Genomic DNA, 22,406 nt, shown 5'->3' on the forward strand with positions numbered 1-22,406 from the left:
TTCCCCATGTGAGAGTAGGTCATCGTCAAGATTAAATTCCGAAACCCCATTTGCGAAAGCAGATGGGGTTTTGTTTTATGTAGAAGCACATGAAATTCACCGGCACGTTGCAAATGCAACGGACTGGTATACAGAATTTCTTGACGACCATAGAGCATTGGAACCACCTGATCCCATCCCGAACTCAGCAGTGAAACGATGCATCGCCGATGGTAGTGTGGGGTTTCCCCATGTGAGAGTAGGTCATCGTCAAGATTAAATTCCGAAACCCCTGTCTGCCAATGCAGACAGGGGTTTTGTCGTTTAAGGGGGTATGCTGCCCCAGCATCAAACCCAGCCCTGGGCCCCTACGCGCGTTGCCAGCACTTGCGCTGCGGCAATGGACGACAGAACTACCGCCTGTCTCTTTCCTACGCTCAAACAGGACACCTCTCACAATATTTCTAAGATTTATCGATTCTTGGCCGAAAGCCTGATGAGCCATGCGTGCACTGAAATAGAGCGGCCCAAGAGTCCGCCTATCCCTTACATGGAATGTTCCACTCGGCACGCTCATCCCCCTTTGGCAAAAGAAGTCGATGAAATGAATCTTAAGTTCAGTCATAAAATTCTGTTGGCCGCGTCAGGCGTCGTGGTTTTGGCCTTCGCATTATTCACGCTCTACAACGACTACCTGCAGCGCAGTACCATCAAGCAAAATTTGGCATCGTCCATTCAGCAGTCCGGTGAACTCACCGCCAGCAGCGTGCAGAACTGGCTCAGTGGGCGCATTTTGGTACTCGAAAACCTGACGCAAAACATTGCCCATCAAGGCAGCGGTGCCGACCTTCCTGGGTTGGTCGATCAGCCAGCGTTCACATCGAATTTCCAGTTCACTTATGTGGGTCAAACCAACGGCGTGTTCACCCAGCGCCCCGACGCGAAGATGCCTGACGGCTATGACCCGCGTCAGCGCCCTTGGTACAAGCAAGCAGTAGTGGCCGACAAACCCATGCTTACTCCTCCTTATATGGCGGCTGTGGGTGGGCAGATCGTGACGATCGCCATGCCAGTGAAAAAGAACGGCGAGTTGCTCGGCGTTGTTGGCGGTGACTTGAGCCTGCAAACCCTGGTGAAGATCATCAACTCGGTCGACTTCGGCGGTATCGGTCATGCGTTCCTGGTGAGTGGCGACGGCCAGGTCATCGTCAGCCCTGACCAGGACCAGGTGATGAAAAACCTGAAGGATATCTACCCTGGCACCAACCTGCGTATCGAGAAAGCCAACCAGGACGTAGTCCTCAATGGTCAGGATCGCATCCTCTCGTTCACCCCCATCAGCGGTTTGCCAGGCGCAGACTGGTACATTGGTCTGTCGATCGACAAAGACAAAGCCTACGCGCCACTAGGCAAGTTCCGCACCTCGGCATTGATTGCGATGTTGGTCGCTGTGATAGCTATCGCAGTGCTTCTGAGTCTGTTGATTCAGGTATTGCTGCGTCCGTTGACGACCATGGGCGTTGCTATGCAAGACATTGCTCAGGGGGAAGGCGACTTGACCCGCCGTCTCGACGTGACCAGCAAAGACGAATTCGGTGAAGTGGGTAGCGCGTTCAACCAGTTCGTTGAGCGTATCCACGCTTCCATTTCCGAAGTGTCGTCGGCAACGCGTCAGGTGCATGATCTGTCCCAACGCGTGATGGCCTCATCCAATGCGTCGATCATCGGTTCCGATGAGCAGAGTGCACGTACCAATAGCGTGGCTGCGGCGATCAACGAACTGGGCGCCGCCACCCAGGAAATCGCACGTAACGCTGCTGATGCTTCGCAGCACGCCAGTGGCGCCAGCGAACAGGCTGACGATGGTCGCAAGGTCGTTGAGCAAACTATCCAGGCAATGTCGGAGTTGTCGCAGAAGATCAGTTTGTCCTGCACTCAGATCGAAACCCTGAACGCCAGCACCGACAACATCGGTCACATTCTTGATGTGATCAAAGGCATTTCCCAGCAAACCAACTTGTTGGCCCTTAACGCAGCGATCGAAGCCGCTCGTGCGGGTGAAGCCGGGCGTGGGTTTGCCGTGGTGGCGGATGAGGTGCGTAACCTGGCGCATCGTACGCAAGAGTCGGCGGAAGAGATCCACAAAATGATCACTTCCCTGCAAGTGGGCTCGCGTGAAGCCGTGACCACTATGAATGCCAGCCAGGCCTCCAGCGAGGAGAGCGTTGAAGTCGCCAATCAGGCGGGTGAACGGTTGGTCAGCGTGACCCAGCGGATCGTAGAAATCGACGGTATGAACCAATCGGTGGCTGCCGCCACCGAGGAGCAAACCGCTGTGGTTGAAACCCTCAATGTCGACATCAACCAGATCAATCTGCTTAACCAGCAGGGTGTGGCCAACCTCAACGAAACGCTGAGGGACTGCGATGCCCTGTCCCAACAGGCAAGCCGATTGAAGCAATTGGTCGATAGCTTCAAGATCTAACCGTGCTGCACCGGAGCGAGACCACTCGCTCCGAGTGCTCAGCTAAGCATTCGGCGCACATTACGCAGTGCGCTGTCCGCGAACGCCTGCACAAACGCTTCGAACTCTACTTGCGTTGAAGCCAATGGCTCACCCACAAGCGTCCAGGTGGCCCTGGAGCTGCTTGCGCCAAGTGCTTGCACACTCATCGCCGCCCAGAATTGGGCCAAGCCCAAGGTGTTGTAGAGGGTGGTCCACGTCATCGACATGGCGGCTTCGTCTCGACTGTTGAGTTGCTCCACGACGCAATGCCCATTGTCGAAAAATTTCGTGCGCAATGCACCCACGCCTGCGCCGGTCATCTCAATGCGCGACAGGCCTGGAACGAAGGCATCAAAGCCTGCGAAGTTGCCCACCAACGCCCACAGGCGAGTTGCCTCGCAAGGGACAACGATGGAGGCCAGGATCGGTGTGCCGTTAGGGTTACGGATTAACGTATCGGGTTGTAGCGGTTTCATGAAGATGTCCTGAAGCAATTCAGAGAAAGCCGGTGGTCCTGAGGTAGTCGCAACCCTTACGTAGCAATGCCGGGTCTTTTGGCGGGTAATGTGTACCCATCTTCTCCACCCCCCAGCGTGCGTTGTCATAACAGATCATCGACGTGTCACCGATATCCTCACCCAGCACGCCCAGATAGAAACCCAACACACCAAACAACGCATTATCACGGCTTACTGCGCGCAGTGACCGTTGCCACTGTTCAATGCTTACCCGTTGGAAAATGTGCCCAGCCTGGCTGAACGCATCGAGATACTGATCCCAGCTCAAGGGTTGTGGGTTGTGCAGGTTGAAAACATTTCGCCCAGCGCAAAAACATGAACCGTGGAACGCTATGAAGCGGGCCAGGAAATCTACGGGCATCAGATCGAAATTCACATCCAGCTGTGGCGCCAGCCCCAATTGCAGGGACCCCTTGAGCATCAACATCAACCGATTTTTCTGCGGCTGGCAAACGCCACTTTGACTGTTGAAACTGATGTTCCCCGGTCGCAGGATATTCACCCAGGCGCCTTGCGCGACGGCACGTCCCAGCAAGCGTTCAGCGACCCACTTGGACAGGTTGTAGCCATTTTTCATATAGAGCGGCAACGTACTCGCGGCACCGGTTTCTAGAACGTGCCTATGGGCGTCGATACTGCTGCAGGCGGACAGTGTCGAAATGAAATTGAATACCTTCTTGCAATAGGTTTCGCAAAGGCGCAGGCACTCAAAGATCGGCTCGACGTTGTCCTTGGCGAGTAAGGCGTAATCCATTACGTGATTGACCTGGGCGGCGTTGTGCACCAACACACCGTAACTGCGCGCGAGGTGCTCATACACGTCGCAGGCAAGGCCCAGGCGAGGCAAGCGCATGTCAGCGGGGTACACCCGCACGCGGCTCAGGTCCAGATGTTGTTCCAGGCGATAGGCTCGTAACGCCTCGCTGAACCGAGCCGCCGCGCAATCGCCAGGCAGCTCCCGGATCAGGCACGCCACTTCATGTGCTCCGCCATCCAGCAGCGCCTGGACAATATGGACCCCGACAAAGCTGTTAGCCCCTGTGACAATGACCTTGCGCGGGTCACCTGCACAGTCCCCATGCAGCATCTCGACCCCCAGCACCCTTGTCGCATCTTTCTCCATCAGGCTTGAGGGTGTCTGGGGCAGTGCGCAGCCCTCCATCAGCGCTGCAAGCGTACGGATCGTGGGTGTTTCAAAGAAACGGCTCAAGGAAGGGCTGCGGCCAAACCGTTCGCGCAGGCGCAACAAGAGGTTCGACAGCAGAATGGAGTGGCCACCCCGGTTGAAAAAGCTGTCGTCGATAGACAACTCGTGCACAGCCAACCCTAGTAACTCCGCCCACAGTTCCATCAACTGCGCTTGAAGAGGGGGTTGTGCCGTGTAATGAGTCACCTCACGAGCGGCAGGAGGCGACAGTGCTCGTAACGCCTGGCGATCAATCTTGCCATTGCTTGAGCGGGGCATGCTTGGCAACTCGCTCCAGCTCACGGGTTGCATGTATTCAGGCAGCCACTGTCGCGCGTGTTCCTTGAGGCTTGCCAGTGTGGCGCCGGGCTCCGGCTGAGCGGCAAAACCGATGATCCTGTGCATTGGGTTGGTTACCACGGCCACCTGGCGGAACAGGCGACTGTTGCGCAGGCACTGCTCGATCTCCTGAGGTTCGACTCGAAAGCCACGGATCTTGATCTGGTCATCCCGGCGACCGCACAGCTCGATTCCGGTTTGCGTCCACTTGGCCAGATCGCCGCTGCGGTAAGTCGCCAGCAACTGTCCGTCCGGCAAGGTCAGCGTAACGAAAGGGCTGTCGGCCTGTGATGCTGCGTTCACGTAGCCCAGGCTCACGCCGGGGCCGGCGATATACAGTTCGCCGACCACCTGATCCTCCACCGGACGCAGGTGCTCGTCGAGGATCAGCACTTGGCTGTTGGCAATGGGACGGCCGATGTTGCGATGGCTGTCACCCAGCTGGAATGTCCGGTGGGTCGCCAGTACCGTGGCTTCAGTGGGGCCGTAGAGGTTGTGCAACTGGCACTGGCCCGCCAGTCGCTCGATCACGTAAGGCTCGCAGAAGTCGCCACCGGTGAGCACATGGGTAAGGCCCAATGGTTGGTCCAGCGGTAGGATGCTGAGCAATGCCGGCGGTAGAAACCCATGGGTGACGCGCTGCTGACGAATCAACTCGACCAGTTGCAGAGGATCAAGCCGTTGTTCTGCAGCAGGCACAATCAACTCGGCGCCAGCCATCAGGGCCGGAAAGATGTCGATCAGCGACGAATCGAAACTCAACGGCGAAAACTGCAGCACACGACTCTGCTGATCCATCATCACGCAGGCACCGAGCCAGGCGGTGAAGTGCGCCAGGTTGTGTTGGCTGAGCAATACGCCCTTGGGTTGACCCGTGCTGCCCGAGGTAAACAACGCCATGCAAGGCGCGTCTACACAAGGCCGATAATGCATCAGCGGCTGCGTGCAATCGCTGTGGCGCGGGTCGATCCTGCTGACATCCAGTGTATCGAAATGCTCCCTTAGAGGGTGCCGGCCGTCTTCCAACAGCATGCAGGCTCCGATGCTTTCCAGCATGCTGTGTTGGCGCTGCACCGGGTGATCGGGTGACAGGGGTAAATACACTGCGCCGCACCCCAGCACCGCGAGAACGCTGGCGTAGAGTTCGACGGACTTTTCCAGGCACACGCCGATTACCTGGGGTGTCTCACGGCTTCCCAGCAGGGGTACCAATTGCTGCTGTATCGCCAAGGCGTATGCGTGAAGTTGGTGATAAGTCAGCACCTGCCCCGTGATATTCAGCGCAGGCCGATGGGCGTAGGCCTGAAGGCTCGCCTGCAACCGTTCGATCATGGGGACTTGGGCTGCCTGCAACAGTGCCGGTTGCGCGCTACGATTGAAGCGGTGCAAAAACGCCAATGCTTCCAGCCCTTGCAAACCTTGTTCGGGCCATTCGTTAACCGTGACCGGTGCGCAGAAATAATCGGGGTCTCTCGAGAAATCGCTGACCAGCACGGCGACCCATTCCACCAGTGCGTTCGTTGCCTCTTGGCGCAGCCTCTGGCCGTTACCGCTTGGCTGCGCGCAAACGTCATGCACGGCCAGCAGGCACCGCTCACGGTTGTAACAGCGAAACTGGAGTGCAGGCAGCCCGTGTGCACCGATCGGGCCGATGCCCACGCGCAGGCTCAGCCGGGGTGTGTCGGCAAATACACTCGGCAGCGGTTGGCTACCGTCCTCGATCACCAGATCGACCGCCTCCACCCCGGCTGCGTGCCCGTACTGTTCCATCATCTGCCTGATGGCCCCGAGGGCCTCGCTTGTGGCGCCCCATCCAATCGTCAAGCACCTCATGCCAACCTCCCCGGCTGGGCCAGGTAGTCATTTAAAGCCTGGGCGACACTGGGGGTTTGCAGCACACCGCTGTGATGTAGAAAACTCATGATGTTGCCCACCAGCGGATGCCGGCGAGTAATAGGAAAGTCCATCGCGCCGATCTCATGGCGCAGTGTCACGCGGATGTCGACATCGATATCCAAATGCTCGATCAGGCGCAGATCGAAGTCCTTCTGCAGCTCATTGGTCAGGTAATGTGCCAGGAAAACCGGCAGGATTTCAGCAATGCTGTCACGGTCCTCCGGGCTTGCCCCCTGCCAGTAGAGACGTACCAACTGCGTCCAGAATTGCGCGTGCCGACCCTCGTCAGCCAAGTGATCAGCCATCAAGCCACGGATGGATCGCTTGACGCTGTCGTCCTTGGAGAACGCCGCTACGTCCTGCGTCACCGTATTTTCGGCAATGGCCACGGCAATCAACTCCACGGCATCGTGCAAGTGCGCCGGGGCGCCCGCCTGCGCTGCCGGCAGGGCGCGGCTCAGCTCGATTTGCCGGGGGAGTTCGAGAGGCTCAATACCCGTCATGTGCACGGCTTGCTGCAGGAAGTCCAGTGCGACCAGTGCGTGGTAATCCTCATCGATCACGACGGTCATCGCGTCGACGCGACAGGCCGCCGGGAAAGGCAGCGAGAAGCCGTTTTTGGCAATGCTGCGGGCGGTCTTGTCGACGATCTCGGTTTCGAAGATCACCACATTATTGACGAATTGGTAAAAGCTTTGCGCCAGTACGAAGTCGCGCCACTGCGGGCAATGGTCAAGAAAGGTCTCGCTGAGTACCAGCGGTTGGCGGCATAGGGGGTAGATTAATTTTTCGTCGTTCTCCAGCAGGCGTCGGGGGCGAGTGCGGATGGTTGCACGACGTTCCCAGTCTTCGGCAAAGGAGCGGTAGCCAGTGGTATTCATGGGTGCGCCTCTCGCATCGAGGCCTGCACGTCGTTCCAAAACAGGATGCGGCTTTCCATGGCGCTGATTGCAGTGCTGTCGGCCTGTTTCTGGCGCGTCGGGTCTGCGCCGATCAGGCGCTGGAGCAACTGATGGGCTGCCGGGCCATGCGCGTGGCTGTCCATCTCGATATGGCGGTTGAGGTAGTGATGGAAGGTAGGTGCCTCATGCTCAATGAATCCGTGGCTGCGCGAGATGCGTTCGAACATCGACGGAATGACGCTTTCGCGGCCGTGCAGGAAGGCTGCCGCCACACAATGGCTGGGTGCGTTCCAGGCGATCTGCAACGTGCAGTCAACGAAGCGAGCAACGCCAAGGGGCGCGCTGACGGCTTGCAAGGCTGCGTTTGCCTCCACTTCCTGAAGCTGCAGGTCAATGAAGCGTGTGATCGCAAGTGTGCTGGCGCCCACTTCTGCCATTGCATCCAGGTACAGCTCGAAGTGACTGCTGTAGCCGCGAGTTGGATGCTCGTCCGACTCCTCGGCCAACACGATTTCATTGATCAGGCGGGCGGCGTGTGGGTCGGAGGGTGGGAACCAGGGGATCCCGGTGCAGGTCAGGTCCTGCTGCAAGCGTTTGGTCAGTGTCATGAAGTCCCAAACGGCAAATACGTGGTGCTCCATAAAGACTTGTAACTTACGGAGTGAAGTTATTTCTATAAATAGCGGGTGGCTGCACAACTGCAGTCTTTTTTGTTCAAGTAAATGTTGGTGCATGGTTGACGCCTGTATTGCGAATGCTCTGAGCAGTGATAAGGATTTATTAATTATTAAATAGACGGGTGGCGCCAAGTCGGGGCCGCGGGCGCAGCTCCACCGTGATAACGGTGTGGGTGGCCAATTGAGAGACTGGGGCTGTTGGGCGAAGATAATAAGCTGAATAAACGTTTGGGTGAGCTTATAAATGTATTAGATGTTTTTTCGAGAAATAACAGTGGGCGGAAATTGTCTTTTTAAAAGTGGGAAGTTTCTTTGTTGTCGGTCGGTTTAATTGAGCGTGTTCAATTTTTTATAACTGATTAGCGCGGGACGCTTCCAGATAGAAGTTGTCCCGCTTAATAAACAGTCAGGGAGGGGGGGCGGGAAGGGCTTACAGGGACCTTTTATTGTCGCTGGTGCCGAGACCATTGAGGTAATTGGCGATCACTTCCATCCCGCGCATCAGGTGATTGCGTAGCGTAAGGATGCTCTCGTCGATTTTTTTCTGTGCCACCAGGCTCAGCAGTTCCCGGTGATCTTCCTGGGACGTCGGGCCCAGGCCCATCGCCTCGAGGTTGAAGCGCAGGAATCGCTCCTCCTCGTTCAGCCCATGTTCGACCAGCTTGAGTAACCGCTGGTTAGGTGCCTTGCCATACAAGGCCATGTGGAACAGGCGATTGAGGCGTCCGATCTCGGTGTAGTCTTTTTCGCGCTCCAGAGCATTGATGCAAGATTCGGCCTCTTCAATGTCGGCGTCGGTGAGCAAGGGGATCGACAAGCGCAACGCTTCGGACTCCAGCAACATGCGCAAGCCATAGGTCTCAGCCGAATTGTCCTCGATCAAGGGGGCTACCACGGCGCCTTTGTGGGTCACCACATGCAGCAAGGACTGTGCCTCCAGTTGGCGCAGGGCTTCTCGCACGGGCATGCGGCTGACACCGAACAGGCTGGCCAGTTCTTGCTGGCGCATAGCCGTGCCACAGGGCAGACGCCCATCGAGAATGGCGTTTCGTAATGTTTCTTCAATAACGGAGCGGGCAAGATGGGCGGGAATAGGCTCGCTGATTTTGATGCTGCTTAAAGGGTTCGGCTTCTGCGTCACGGTTACGCTATCCTCCTTTCTTGAATAGAGTGTGTTTAATTGGATCCAATGCACCCTAAAGATGGGTTGCACGCTTGTCAAACAACCAAAGTTTCCGTTTGTAAGGGCTTACAGGAAGTACTTTGTGCATCCCACAAATTGCGGTTATAAATTTGGCCGGCTCATGAATGATTGCACTGTGCCATTGTTTTTTCCGGGTCAAAGCTTCACCATCCCTTGAAATTCCGTCTTTCTTCACGGACTGAACGCCTTGGCGGTAAGTTTTATTTCTTCTCGAATCCTCAGCTGGCTGTTTTCAGCGTTATTGTTGGCCGGCTTGATGCTCGGCGGGCTGCATGCCGATTGGGATTTCTCCCAGATCAGTCGCAAAGCCACCGCCTTGTACGGACCGTTGGGGAAGGGGCAGCAACGTATCGACGAGTGGCAGCGGCTGCTCGCGACGCAGAAACAAGTCAGTGAACAAGAGCAGCTCAAGGTCGTCAACCTGTTCTTCAACCAGCACATGACCTACACGGAAGACATCGATCTGTGGCATGTGGAAGACTATTGGGAGACGCCTGTCGAAGCCTTGTGGAAGGGTGCCGGTGATTGCGAAGACTACGCTATCGCCAAGTATTTCAGCCTGCGCCACCTGGGGGTTTCCAGCGACAAATTGCGCATTACTTACGTCAAGGCCTTGCGTCAGAATCGCGCTCACATGGTCCTGACCTACTATCCGACCCCCGACGCTATCCCGTTGGTGCTCGACAGCCTGATGGACGAGATCCTCCCGGCCACCCGCCGTACCGACCTGCTTCCGGTGTACTCATTCAACGCCGAGGGGCTGTACTTGCCGGGTGCCAAGGGCAACAAGAAAGTCGGCGATACCAAACGCTTGTCGCGCTGGCAGGATGTGTTGAGAAAAATGCGTGCGGAAGGCTTCCCAGCCGAGCCTGCCAACTAGGAGTAACTGATCGGTGTCTTTGTTCAAACAACTGTTGATCGCAATCTGTCTGTTCCTCGTAGTCGCCTTCAGCGGCAGCTTCATGGTCAGCCTGGAGAGCTCGCGCACGCAATACGTCAACCAGTTGCGCTCCCACGCACAGGATGCGGCGACGGCATTGGCGCTGTCGCTGACGCCCAATATCGACGATCCGGCGATGGTGGAGCTGCTGGTCAGTTCGATCTTCGACAGCGGTTATTACGCGAGCATCCGCGTGGTGGACCTGGCAACCGACAAGACTATCGTCGAGCGTAGCGGCATTCCCGACAACAATGGCGTGCCCGACTGGTTCGTCAAGTTGATCGGCCTGGAACCGGCCGGGGGGGATGCGTTGGTCAATCGTGGTTGGGAGCAGGCGGCGCGGGTGGAGGTGATCAGCCACCCGATGTTCGCTCTGGCCAAACTCTGGCAGAGCGCCCTGGGCAGTCTCGGTTGGCTGCTGCTGTGCGGCGCGGTCAGTGCGGTGCTCGGCGCACTGTTGCTACGGCGACAATTGAAACCTTTGGACTACATGGTCAAGCAGTCCCATGCCATCGCCCGCCGCGAATTCCTCAGCCTGCCTGAGCTGCCCCGCACGCCGGAACTGCGGCGCGTGGTACAGGCCATGAACCAGATGGTAGAAAAGCTCAAGGCGCTGTTCCAGGAGCAGGCCGAACGCAGCGAAAAATTGCGCACCGAATCCTATCAGGACAACCTCACCGGCCTGGCCAATCGTCGCTACTTCGAGATGCAGCTCAACGCTCGTGTCAGCAACCCGGAAGACACCAGCACCGGCTATCTGCTGCTGTTGCGGGTCAAGGACCTGGCCGGTCTCAACCAGCGCCTGGGTGGCCAGCGCACTGACCAGTTGCTGCAAGCGGTCGGTCAGCAACTGCTGCGCCAGTGCGAGCCGTACCCGGAAACCCACAACCTCGTCACGCGTATTCGCGGTGGTGAGTTCGCCGTGCTGGCGCCGGGGCTGATGCGTGAAGAGGCGCTGCAATTGGCGCAGAACCTCGAAAGCACCTTGCACAGCCTGCAGGCCACCGGCGCCAGCGATGTCACGCCGGTCGCTTACATGGGCCTGGCACCGTTCAACCATGGCGATGCCCCCCAGGCGCTGCTGACCTTGGCTGATCAGGCCCTGGCGCAGGCTGAGGGGCAGGGCGATAGCAGTTGGGTATGCCTTGACCATAGCGCCGCCGCCAGTCTTGGTGACGATCACCATGCCTGGCACAGGCTGTTGGACCAGGCACTGACGCAGCAGCGCTTCGAGTTGTATTTCCAGCCGGTGGTGGCCAGCCAGGACCCGCAATTGGTGCTGCACTATAAAGTCCTGTCACGCCTGCAGGATGAAGACGGCCATACGATACCCGCCGGGCGTTTCCTGCCGTGGCTTGAACGCTTCGGCTGGACGTCCCGCCTGGACCGCCTGATGCTCGAACAAGTGCTCAAACAGATGGCCGGCCACACCCATAGCCTGGCGCTGAACCTCTCGGCCGCGACCTTGCAGGACGCCCAGGCGCTGAATCGGATTGTTGAACTGCTACGCCAGCACAGCAACCTGGGCCCGCGCCTGACCCTGGAGATCGGCGAGGAACAACTGCCGGAGCAGGCCCTGCTCGAGCAATTGACCCATCGCCTGCGCGAGCTGGGCTTTTCCCTGAGCCTGCAGCGTTTTGGCGGGCGCTTCAGCATGATCGGCAACTTGGCGCGCCTGGGCCTGGCGTACCTGAAGATCGACGGCAGCTACATCCGTGCCATCGACCAGGAGAGCGACAAACGCCTGTTTATCGAGGCGATCCAGCGTGCGGCCCACAGCATCGACTTGCCGTTGATCGCCGAGCGCGTCGAGACCGAGGGCGAGTTGAAGGTGATTCGCGAGATGGGGATCTTCGGCGTGCAGGGGCAGTTATTTGGCGAGCCTGCGCCCTGGAAATAATCACAACGCGACTGTGGAGGCGGCTTTCTGTGGCGAGGGAGCTTGCTCCCGCCGGGCTGCGAAGCGGCCCCCAAAAAGCCGGGAGCGCTACGCACTCCAGCGGGAGCAAGCTCCCTCGCCACTGCAAGCCCACGCTCACATTTTCGATCGGGTTCGACTTTGAGAAGTCAGATCAGCCCAGTCTCTTCATCATTGATCAAGTGGCTGAGCCCACCCAATGATTCCCGCGCGTGGGTACGGTCGATCAGTTTTGCCTGGGCAGCGGGTGGCAGGTCCGTCACGCTGATAATGCCTTTGCTGGTCAGCACCTGGATCAAGTCGTCGAGCACCCGGATCATCTCCAGGTCGCTCTGCTTGAGTTGCGCCAGGCTGGTTTCCACCACTTCGTTGGCGTACCAGGCCTGGATCTCATGGTGATCGGCCGGCAGGGTTTCGGTCGACTCGGCAAAGGCGGCGGCCTCCACGCGGCTTAGCGCGCCCTGGGCATCACGTTGCACATAAAACATAAGAACCCCTCGAAAATGAGCCACACGCCGTCGCCAGCATCGGCCAACAGTGTGTTGATAGGCACAAGTATGCGATGCAACCGCCCGGCAGGGCCAGCAACGAAATCGGCCGCCGGTGAGGGCGGCCGATATCCGAGGCTTAGGCGGTGTGGTCGATCTTGATGGTCGGGTCGGCACCACTGATCAGCGAGTTGATGCTGGTGTGGGACCAATCGTTGCCTTCCAGCTTGATCGTCACGTCGGCATTGGCCACGCCACCGGCGGCGTTGAGCTTGCCTTCACTGCTCACTTGCAGGGTCGACACACCGTCCACCGTGGTGATCTTCAGGTAGTTGTCGATGGTGCTGTCCGTTTCACCCTTCAACAGATCCCGCAGATCAATGCGGTCGCCTTCCGACGCCTTGAAGTCCTTGATCACATCGTTACCGACGTCACCGGCTTTCCACACGAAGGTGTCGGCACCCGAGCCACCGATCAGGATGTCGTTGCCCGGCCCGCCGATCAGCGTGTCGTTACCGGTGCCGCCCAACAGGATGTCATTGCCTTTGCCGCCGTCCAGGTAGTCATTACCGCCCTGGCCGAACAGGATGTCATCGCCTGCGCCGCCCAGCAGCGTGTCGTTGCCGTCTTTGGCGCCGGATACATCGAAGTCGGCGTAGTGCTCGGTCACGTACTGGTGCACGTTCGAAGGGGTCACGTCCGTCACGGCTACGCCGGTTTTCTGCGCCACAAAGGCTTGCAGCGCGTTGTAGCCCTCACCGGTAACGCCGCTGAAACTCACCAGGTCGCCGAAGATAATATCGTTGCCGTCGCCGCCGTTCACGGTGTCGCTGCCAGGCAGCGTGGCCTCGGTGTGACCGAGGATGGCATTGGCCAGGTCCTTCGGATCGATGTTGCTTTGCGGCTTGCCATCGCTGTCGTACGGTTTGAGGTCATTGAGGCTGACATCGCCGTTGATACCGATCGCTTCCACCTGCGACAACCCACCCAGCAGCGCAAACGCGCTCTTGGCGTTGCTCAACGTCGCCGAATCGGTGCTGTAGCCTGTACCGTTCAGGTTGGACAACTCGTAGGTGCCGTCACCTTGGGCGTGAAGGGTGCCCAGATTGTTAACGACCCAGCGCGATCCATTCCAGGTTTGCAATTGTGCTGCGCCCGAGGTGTCGATGCTGAAGTAGTGGGTGTTATCCAGGTACTTGCTGAACGTTGTCCCCAGTGTGTAGTTGGACGTCGTCACCAGATCGTCGAGTTTGGTGTTGTAAATCGTCGGGTTGGTCTGCTCGCCGCTCTGGTAGTACGTCGGCTGGCCATCGGTGATGAAGTAGGTCAGGTTGGTGGCGCCGGTGTTGCTGGTCGCCAGGCCGCTCTGGAAGAAGTTCGCCGTGGTCTTGAACACGTCCTCATAGTTGGTACCGCCACCCGATGTCATCGAGTCCAGTACCCCCTTGAGCACGTTCAGCGCGTTCGGATCGTTGAGGTTGATCGCGACCGACTTGTTCACTTGGGTATCGAAGTCTGCCAGGAAGATATTCACCGTGCCCGAGGTGTTGGCGCCCAGGCTGTTTTTGAGCGAGTTGAACACCGAGGTCAGCGAGTCTTTCGCCGCGCTGATCGAAGCCGGGGTCATGCTGCCTGAACTGTCCACCATGAACGCGATGTTGTAGTTCTTGCCCTGCACCACGTTCAGGCCGCCGATGTCGGAAACCATAATGTCGTTGCCATCGGTGCCGGTGAGCGAGTCGCTGCCCGAGGTGCCGGTGGCGGCGCTATAGGTCGCCGGGTACACGGTGACCGGCAATTGCGCGGTGGTGGTCGCAGAACCGCCGAGGCTTTCGGTGGAGGTCGAGGTGACCGCCAGGTTGAACTGGCCGCTGTAGTAGGTCGGTGGCTTGATCGACAGGGAGCTCAGGTCCCAACCGGTCACGTTGACTTCGCCCACAGCCTTGGTCGCGGTGAAAGTATGCCCGGATGCATCGGTGAGCACTGAGCCGGCCGGTATGCCGCTGATCTTCACGCTGAGGGTTTCCGAGCCGTCGGTGTCGGTCAGTGCGGTGGTGACCTTGGACAGCTTGACGGTGCCGTTTTCCAGACCTTCGTTGAGCTTGTAGCCCACGTAGTAACCGTCGCCGTTGCTGCCATGCAGGTCGGAGACGGTCACGCCGGCGTTGGTCAGGTCGGTGATGCCGGTGTACAGCGGCACGCCGCTGGTGCTCAGGTCTTGAACCGGGCCGCCATTGACCGACAGGTTGACGTCGTAGCTGCCAGGGCCGGACTGGTTGGCGTGATAGATCTCGAGGCTGTAATAACCACTCACTGTCGGTGTGATCGAGCCGCTGAACTTGCCGCTGTTGTTGCCCCACTGAGCGCTGGCCACGTCTTTGCCGCCGACGTTGATCACCAGGCTGTCATCGCCGGTACCGCTGAAGGTGTAGGTCTTGCCGGCTTCCATGTACATCAGGCCGGAGATCTTCGAGCCGCTGCCTGCCGTGACATTGGTGGTGGATTCGACGTTGGTCACCAACCCGCTGCTGTTTGGCGTGCCGGCGTTATCAATGGCGTTTTTCAGGTCGGCCGGTGCTGCGCCGTTCCCGTTGGTGCCGAGACCCGAAACGCTGTTCCAGCTTTGCTTGAGCAAGCCGATCGAATTGACGCTGTTGTCGGCCACGTTCAGGGTCGGAGCATCGGCCACCGGGGTGATGTCGACTTTCACTGTGGCGCTGTTGCCCAGGTCCTTGCCGTCGGTAGGCTGGAACTTGAACTGCGCGTAATCCGCCTGCTTGTTACCAACGCCGGTGCCACCATAACCGTCGGCGCCGGACTCGTTGGCGTTCGGCATAAAGCGCAACTGGCCGCCGTCGATCTGGGCTTTGGTGAAGGTCTGGCCTGCGGTCACGCTGGTCCAGGTCGTGCCATCCGCCGCCAAGTATTGCAGTTTGCCGGCCACCGGCAGGTCGGTGATTTTCACGCCGAGGCTGCTTTGTGGCGAGTCCACATCGGTCACGCCGAAGTTGGCCCAGGTCAGCGTCAGCGGCGTGTCTTCGGTGCCGGTCACGGCACTGCCGGTCGCCACCGGTGGATCGTTGACCGCCACCACGTTGACGGTGGTGGTCGCCACGTTGGAGTAATTGCCGCCATCGGTCACGGTCACGGTAATGGTCCGTGGCGTGGTACTCGGGTCGTGGCTGCTGTTGGTGAACGTAATGTTCTGGATACGCTGCATGTAGTCAGCCAGCGTGGCGCTGCCCGACAACGTCAGGGTGATGGTGCCCGTCTGGTTGTTGGTGCTGACGGTAATGCCATTCACGCTGTTGCCCAGGTTCAGTGCATCACCGGCCTGTGCGTTGGTCAGGGTGACGGTCGCGCCGGTCAGCAGGGTGCTGTCCGGGTCGGTGATCTTGATATCCGTGTCGGCAATCGACACACCCGGCCCGGCGGTGCCTTCGGTGAAGGTCGTCTTGTAGTCGGCACCGGTTGCGCCGCTGGAGTTGTTGGCATCCAGGTCGATGACCGGCGGCGCATCGTTATCGATGATGTTGGTGCTGACGCTGCCTTTGTCGACCACCAGGTTCTCGAAGTTGCCACCCGTGGTTTTGTCGATGGTGATGACGATCTGCTCGGTCGGCTCGGTGATCTTGTCATCGATGGTACGGATATCAAACGGCACGCTGCTGGAGCCGGCAGGGATCTTCACGGTGTACACGCCGTTGAAGTCCGAGCCGTCGGTAGCGGTGCCGCTGTATTTGAGCGTCACGGTCACATCGGTTTGCGCCGGGTTGCTCAGGGTCAGGGTGTAGTGCGCGGTTGCGCCTTCGGTCACCGATGTGTCGCCAGTGATGCTGATGGTGGTGTTGTTGACCACGTCGGTGACTTTGGTGACTACGGTGCTGCCGTCGACGATCAGGTGCTCGTACTTGTCACCGCCGCTGACCACGCCGGTGATCTTGTTGCTGACATCGTTGGCGCCCACGTACGCATCGTTAGGCGCGGTGGCGGTAGTGACGCCGCTGGACTTGCCGTTACCGATAGTGATGGTCGAACCGTTATCCAGCTTCACCACCAGGTCGGAACCGACGTTGTTGACTGCCACACCGTTCTTGTCGACCAGCGACGCGGTGTAGATGATCTGCCCGCCTTCGCTGGTAGACCCCGTGGCCTTGAGCGACACGGTCACATCATCGATCGTGTCGTTGATGGTAGTGGTTGCGCCGCCCGGTGTGATGCTCACACCTTCGAAGTTACCGCCAGTGGTGCCAGTGATCTTGACGGTCTGGGTGCTCTTATCGATGAACACGTCATCGCTTGGCGCCGGGACGGTCACCGTACCGACAGTTGCACCTTGCTTGATGCTGATGCTCGAACCGTTATCGAGCTGGATCACCATGTCGCTGCCGGCCTTGTTGCTCAAGGTGGCGGTGTAGGTGATCTGGCCGCCTTCGTTGACTGCGCTTGGCGCGGTCAGCGTGACGGTGGTGAGATCGGTTGTACCGGGAGTGTCGGTAACGGTGGTATTTACCGGCGTAGTGCCCGGTACCAGGTTCTCGAAGTGCTCGCCGCCGGTAACGCCTTTGATGGCGGTGGTGACGGTCTGGTCGCCTTTGTAGACGTCGTTCGGCGCCACGGTGGTGACGGTGCCGCTGGACTGGTTCACACCGATGGTGATGGTTTTACCGTTATCCAGGGTGACGGTCAGTGGGTTGGTGATGTTAGTTACCGGCGCGCCGTTTTTATCCACAAGACTGGCGGTGTAGACGATGTTGCCGCCTTCACCGATGGTGTTGGTGGCGGTCAGGACCACATCGACTTTGTCGATGGTGTCGTTGATGGTCGTTGTCGCGCCGTTACCTGCAACTTCCAGTTTCTCGAAGTTGCCGCCGGTGGCGTCGGTGATCTTGACGGTCTGGGTGCTCTTATCGATGAACACGTCATCGCTAGGTGCAGGAACGGTCACGGTGCCGACGGTATCGCCAGCCTTGATGGTAATGCTCGAGCCGTTGTCCAGCTTCAGCGTGACGTCGGTGCCGGCCTTATTGCTCAAGGTCGCGGTGTAAGTGATCTGACCGCCTTCGTTAACTGCGCTTGGCGCGGTCAGGGTCACAGTGGTGGTGTCCGCAGTGCCCGGAGTATCGGTAACGGTGGTGTTCACCGGTGTAGTGCCCGGTACCAGATTTTCGAAGTGTTCGCCGCCGGTGACGCCTTTGATGGCGGTGGTGACGGTTTGATCGCCCTTATAGACGTCGTTTGGGGCGACTACAGAAACAGACCCGCTCGACTGGTTTACACCAATGGTGATGGTTTGGCCGTTATCCAAGGTGAGTGTCAGCGGGTTGGTGATGTTGGTTACTGCTGCGCCGTTTTTATCCACAAGGCTGGCGGTGTAAACGATGTTGCCGCCCTCACCAACAGTGTTGGTCGCGGTCAGGACCACATCGACCTTGTCGATGGTGTCGTTGATGATCGTTGTCGCGCCGTTGCCTGCAACTTCCAATTTCTCGAAGTTGCCGCCGGTAGCGTCGGTGATCTTGACGGTCTGCGTGCTCTTGTCGATGAACACGTCATCGCTCGGCGCAGGGACGGTCACAGTGCCGACAGTATCGCCAGCCTTGATAGTGATGGTGGAACCGTTGTCGAGTTTCAGTGTGACGTCAGTACCGGCCTTATTGCTCAAGGTCGCGGTGTAAGTGATCTGACCGCCTTCGTTAACTGCGCTTGGCGCGGTCAGGGTCACGGTGGTGGTGTCAGCAGTACCCGGAGTATCGGTAACGGTGGTGTTCACCGGCGTAGTGCCCGGTACCAGATTTTCGAAGTGTTCGCCGCCAGTGACGCCTTTGATAGCGGTGGTGACGGTTTGATCGCCCTTATAGACGTCGTTCGGAGCGACTACCGAGACGGAACCGCTGGATTGGTTCACACCAATGGTGATGGTTTGGCCGTTATCCAGGGTGACCGTTAGCGGATTGGTGATGTTGGTCACCGGTGTGCCGTTCTTATCCACAAGGCTGGCGGTGTAGACGATGTTGCCGCCTTCGCCAACGGTGTTGGTGGCCGTCAGTACAACATCGACCTTGTCGATAGTGTCGTTGATAGTCGTTGTCGCGCCGTTACCTGCAACTTCCAATTTCTCGAAGTTGCCGCCGGTAGCGTCAGTGATCTTGACGGTCTGGGTGCTCTTATCGATGAACACGTCATCGCTTGGCGCAGGGACGGTCACGGTGCCGACGGTGTCTCCGGCCTTGATGGTAATGGTCGAACCGTTATCCAACTTCAGGGTGACGTCAGTACCCGCTTTGTTAGAAAGCGTGGCGGTGTACGTAATCTGACCACCTTCATTAACTGCGCTTGGCGCGGTCAGGGTCACGGTGGTGGTGTCAGCAGTGCCCGGAGTATCGGTAACGGTGGTATTTACCGGCGTAGTGCCCGGTACCAGGTTCTCGAAATGCTCGCCGCCGGTGACGCCTTTGATGGCGGTGGTGACGGTCTGGTCGCCTTTGTAGACGTCGTTCGGCGCCACGGTGGTGACGGTGCCGCTGGATTGGTTCACACCAATGGTGATGGTCTGGCCGTTATCCAACGTCACGGTCAGTGGGTTGGTGATGTTGGTCACCGCATTACCCGACTTGTCGACCAGCGAAGCGGTGTAAACGATATTGCCGCCTTCACCGACGGTGTTGGTGGCCGTCAGGACCACATCGACCTTGTCGATGGTGTCATTGATGGTCGTTGTCGCACCGTTACCTGCAACCTCCAGCTTCTCGAAGTTGCCGCCGGTAGCGTCGGTGATCTTGACGGTCTGCGTGCTCTTGTCGATGAACACGTCATCGCTTGGCGCAGGAACGGTCACAGTACCGACGGTGTCACCAGCCTTGATGGTAATGCTCGAGCCGTTGTCGAGTTTCAGGGTGACGTCGGTGCCGGCCTTATTGCTCAAGGTCGCGGTGTAAGTGATCTGACCACCTTCGTTAACTGCGCTTGGCGCGGTCAGGGTCACGGTGGTGGTGTCAGCAGTGCCCGGAGTATCGGTAACGGTGGTGTTCACCGGCGTAGTGCCCGGTACCAGGTTCTCGAAGTGTTCGCCGCCGGTGACGCCTTTGATGGCGGTGGTGACGGTTTGATCGCCTTTATAGACGTCGTTTGGAGCGACTACGGAAACAGACCCGCTCGACTGGTTCACACCGATGGTGATGGTTTGGCCGTTATCCAGGGTGACCGTTAACGGGTTGGTGATGTTAGTCACCGCATTACCCGACTTATCGACCAGCGAAGCGGTGTAAACGATGTTGCCGCCCTCACCAACAGTGTTGGTCGCGGTCAGGACCACATCGACCTTGTCGATGGTGTCGTTGATGATCGTTGTCGCGCCGTTGCCTGCAACTTCCAGCTTCTCGAAGTTGCCGCCGGTAGCGTCGGTGATCTTGACGGTCTGGGTGCTCTTATCAATGAACACGTCATCGCTCGGCGCCGGGACGGTCACAGTACCGACGGTATCGCCAGCCTTGATGGTAATAGTCGAACCGTTATCCAATTTCAGCGTGACGTCGGTGCCGGCCTTATTGCTCAAGGTCGCGGTGTAAGTGATCTGACCGCCTTCGTTAACTGCGCTTGGCGCAGTCAGGGTCACGGTGGTGGTATCTGCAGTGCCCGGTGTGTCCGTTACGGTCGTAGTGACTTTATCGGTACCTGGCACCAGATTTTCGAAATGCTCGCCTCCGCTCACAGTTTTGATCGCGGTAGTGATGGTCTGGTCGCCGTTGTAAACATCGTTCGGCGCCACGGTGGTGACGGTGCCGCTGGACTGGTTCACACCAATGGTGATGGTCTGGCCGTTATCCAACGTCACGGTCAGTGGATTGGTGATGTTGGTTACCGGCGCGCCGTTTTTATCCACAAGACTGGCGGTGTAGACGATGTTGCCGCCTTCACCGACGGTGTTGGTGGCCGTCAGGACCACATCGACCTTGTCGATGGTGTCGTTGATGGTTGTTGTCGCGCCGTTACCTGCAACTTCCAGCTTCTCGAAGTTGCCGCCGGTAGCGTCAGTGATCTTGACGGTCTGGGTGCTCTTGTCGATGAACACGTCATCGCTAGGCGCCGGGACGGTCACGGTGCCGACGGTGTCACCAGCCTTGATGGTAATGCTCGAGCCGTTGTCGAGTTTCAGCGTGACGTCGGTGCCCGCTTTGCTGGAAAGCGTGGCGGTATACGTAATCTGACCACCTTCGTTAACTGCGCTTGGCGCAGTCAGGGTCACGGTGGTGGTATCCGCAGTGCCCGGAGTATCGGTGACGGTGGTATTTACCGGCGTAGTGCCCGGCACCAGGTTCTCGAAGTGCTCGCCGCCAGTCACGCTTTTGATGGCGGCAGTGACAGTTTGGTCGCCGTTGTAAACGTCGTTCGGCGCTACAGTGGTGACGCTGCCGCTCGACTGGTTCACACCAATGGTGATGGTCTGGCCGTTATCCAGGGTGACGGTCAGCGGGTTGGTGATGTTGGTCACCGGTGTGCCGTTCTTATCCACAAGACTGGCGGTGTAAATGATGTTGCCGCCTTCACCAACAGTGTTGGTGGCGGTCAGGACCACATCGACCTTGTCGATGGTGTCGTTGATCGTGGTGGTCGCGCCGTTACCTGCAACTTCCAATTTCTCGAAGTTGCCGCCGGTAGCGTCAGTGATCTTGACGGTCTGCGTGCTCTTGTCGATGAACACGTCATCGCTAGGCGCGGGAACGGTCACAGTACCGACGGTATCGCCAGCCTTGATGGTGATGGTCGAGCCGTTATCCAGCTTCAGCGTGACGTCGGTGCCGGCTTTGTTGCTCAAAGTCGCGGTATAGGTGATCTGGCCGCCTTCGTTGACCGCACTTGGCGCGGTCAGGGTCACAGTGGTGGTGTCCGCAGTACCCGGAGTATCGGTAACGGTGGTGTTTACCGGCGTAGTGCCCGGCACCAAGTTCTCGAAGTGCTCGCCGCCGGTGACGCCTTTGATGGCGGTGGTGACGGTCTGGTCGCCTTTGTAGACGTCGTTCGGCGCCACGGTGGTGACGGTGCCGCTCGACTGATTCACACCGATGGTGATGGTATGGCCGTTATCCAGGGTGACGGTCAGCGGGTTGGTGATGTTGGCCACCGCATTACCCGACTTGTCGACCAGCGAAGCGGTGTAAACGATGTTGCCGCCTTCGCCAACAGTGTTGGTGGCGGTCAGGACCACATCGACCTTGTCGATGGTGTCGTTGATAGTCGTTGTCGCGCCGTTACCTGCAACTTCCAGCTTCTCGAAGTTGCCGCCGGTAGCGTCGGTGATCTTGACGGTCTGGGTGCTCTTGTCGATGAACACGTCATCGCTAGGCGCAGGAACGATTACGGTACCGACGGTATCGCCAGCCTTGATAGTGATGGTCGAACCGTTGTCCAGCTTCAGCGTGACGTCGGTGCCGGCTTTGTTGCTCAAGGTCGCGGTGTAGGTGATCTGGCCGCCTTCATTGACCGCACTTGGCGCGGTCAGGGTCACAGTGGTGGTGTCCGCAGTACCCGGTGTGTCCGTTACGGTCGTAGTGACTTTATCGGTACCTGGCACCAGATTTTCGAAATGCTCGCCTCCGCTCACAGTTTTGATCGCGGCAGTGACAGTTTGGTCGCCTTGATAGACGTCGTTTGGAGCGACTACCGAGACAGAACCGCTCGACTGGTTTACACCAATGGTGATGGTCTGGCCGTTATCCAACGTCACGGTCAGTGGGTTGGTAATGTTGGTTACTGCCGCGCCGTTCTTATCTACAAGACTGGCGGTGTAGACGATGTTGCCGCCTTCGCCGACGGTGTTGGTGGCGGTCAGGACCACATCGACCTTGTCGATGGT

At 58.5% G+C, this 22,406-nt stretch carries 10 protein-coding genes and 1 rRNA gene; 4 read left to right on the plus strand and 7 right to left on the minus strand.

The features are described 5' to 3' along the window. Positions 1 to 139: 139 nt before the first annotated feature. Both rrf and DK870_RS28690 read left to right on the plus strand, forming a co-directional pair. Positions 140 to 255 (plus strand): 5S ribosomal RNA (gene rrf, locus DK870_RS28685). A gap of 328 nt (positions 256 to 583) precedes the next feature. Continuing rightward, positions 584 to 2,464, plus strand: coding sequence for a methyl-accepting chemotaxis protein (locus DK870_RS28690; RefSeq protein ID WP_060756948.1), 1,881 nt, complete (start codon positions 584 to 586; stop codon positions 2,462 to 2,464). Between the two features lie 38 nt (positions 2,465 to 2,502). Here DK870_RS28690 and DK870_RS28695 read toward each other — a convergent pair whose 3' ends face one another. The 5 genes from DK870_RS28695 to DK870_RS28715 all read right to left on the minus strand — a co-directional run bounded on the left by DK870_RS28695 (position 2,503) and on the right by DK870_RS28715 (position 9,144). Further along, positions 2,503 to 2,961 (minus strand): SRPBCC family protein, encoded by a 459-nt coding sequence (locus DK870_RS28695; protein WP_161550380.1) that lies wholly within the window; start codon positions 2,959 to 2,961, stop codon positions 2,503 to 2,505. Positions 2,962 to 2,980: 19 nt separating this feature from the next. Further along, entirely contained in the window at positions 2,981 to 6,361 is a 3,381-nt protein-coding gene (locus DK870_RS28700; protein WP_161550381.1) for an amino acid adenylation domain-containing protein, read from the minus strand. Next, the gene (locus DK870_RS28705) at positions 6,358 to 7,305 is read right to left on the minus strand and encodes a diiron oxygenase (RefSeq protein WP_161550382.1); all 948 of its coding nucleotides are present in this window, start codon (positions 7,303 to 7,305) and stop codon (positions 6,358 to 6,360) included. Before DK870_RS28705 ends, DK870_RS28700 begins: the two co-directional genes overlap by 4 nt. Continuing rightward, the gene (locus DK870_RS28710; protein WP_161550383.1) at positions 7,302 to 8,060 is read right to left on the minus strand and encodes a DUF3050 domain-containing protein; all 759 of its coding nucleotides are present in this window, start codon (positions 8,058 to 8,060) and stop codon (positions 7,302 to 7,304) included. Before DK870_RS28710 ends, DK870_RS28705 begins: the two co-directional genes overlap by 4 nt. A gap of 373 nt (positions 8,061 to 8,433) precedes the next feature. Then, positions 8,434 to 9,144: a GntR family transcriptional regulator gene (locus DK870_RS28715; protein WP_104995130.1), complete on the minus strand. Its 711-nt coding sequence runs from the start codon at positions 9,142 to 9,144 to the stop codon at positions 8,434 to 8,436. Positions 9,145 to 9,394: 250 nt separating this feature from the next. Between DK870_RS28715 and lapG the strand changes: the two genes are divergently transcribed. After that, complete coding sequence (gene lapG, locus DK870_RS28720; protein ID WP_104995131.1) at positions 9,395 to 10,087, plus strand: cysteine protease LapG; 693 nt, start codon at positions 9,395 to 9,397, stop codon at positions 10,085 to 10,087. Positions 10,088 to 10,100: 13 nt separating this feature from the next. Beyond that, positions 10,101 to 12,047 (plus strand): cyclic di-GMP receptor LapD, encoded by a 1,947-nt coding sequence (gene lapD, locus DK870_RS28725; protein ID WP_161550384.1) that lies wholly within the window; start codon positions 10,101 to 10,103, stop codon positions 12,045 to 12,047. A gap of 167 nt (positions 12,048 to 12,214) precedes the next feature. On the opposite strand, the gene DK870_RS28730 is transcribed toward lapD, so the two are convergent. Continuing rightward, entirely contained in the window at positions 12,215 to 12,553 is a 339-nt protein-coding gene (locus DK870_RS28730; RefSeq protein ID WP_060756940.1) for a hypothetical protein, read from the minus strand. Between the two features lie 139 nt (positions 12,554 to 12,692). Continuing rightward, a partial coding sequence (locus DK870_RS29810; RefSeq protein ID WP_256679946.1) for an immunoglobulin-like domain-containing protein occupies positions 12,693 to 22,406 on the minus strand: 9,714 nt, incomplete at its 5' end.

The organism is Pseudomonas sp. Q1 (assembly GCF_009935975.1).
Lineage (GTDB): Bacteria > Pseudomonadota > Gammaproteobacteria > Pseudomonadales > Pseudomonadaceae > Aquipseudomonas > Aquipseudomonas palleroniana.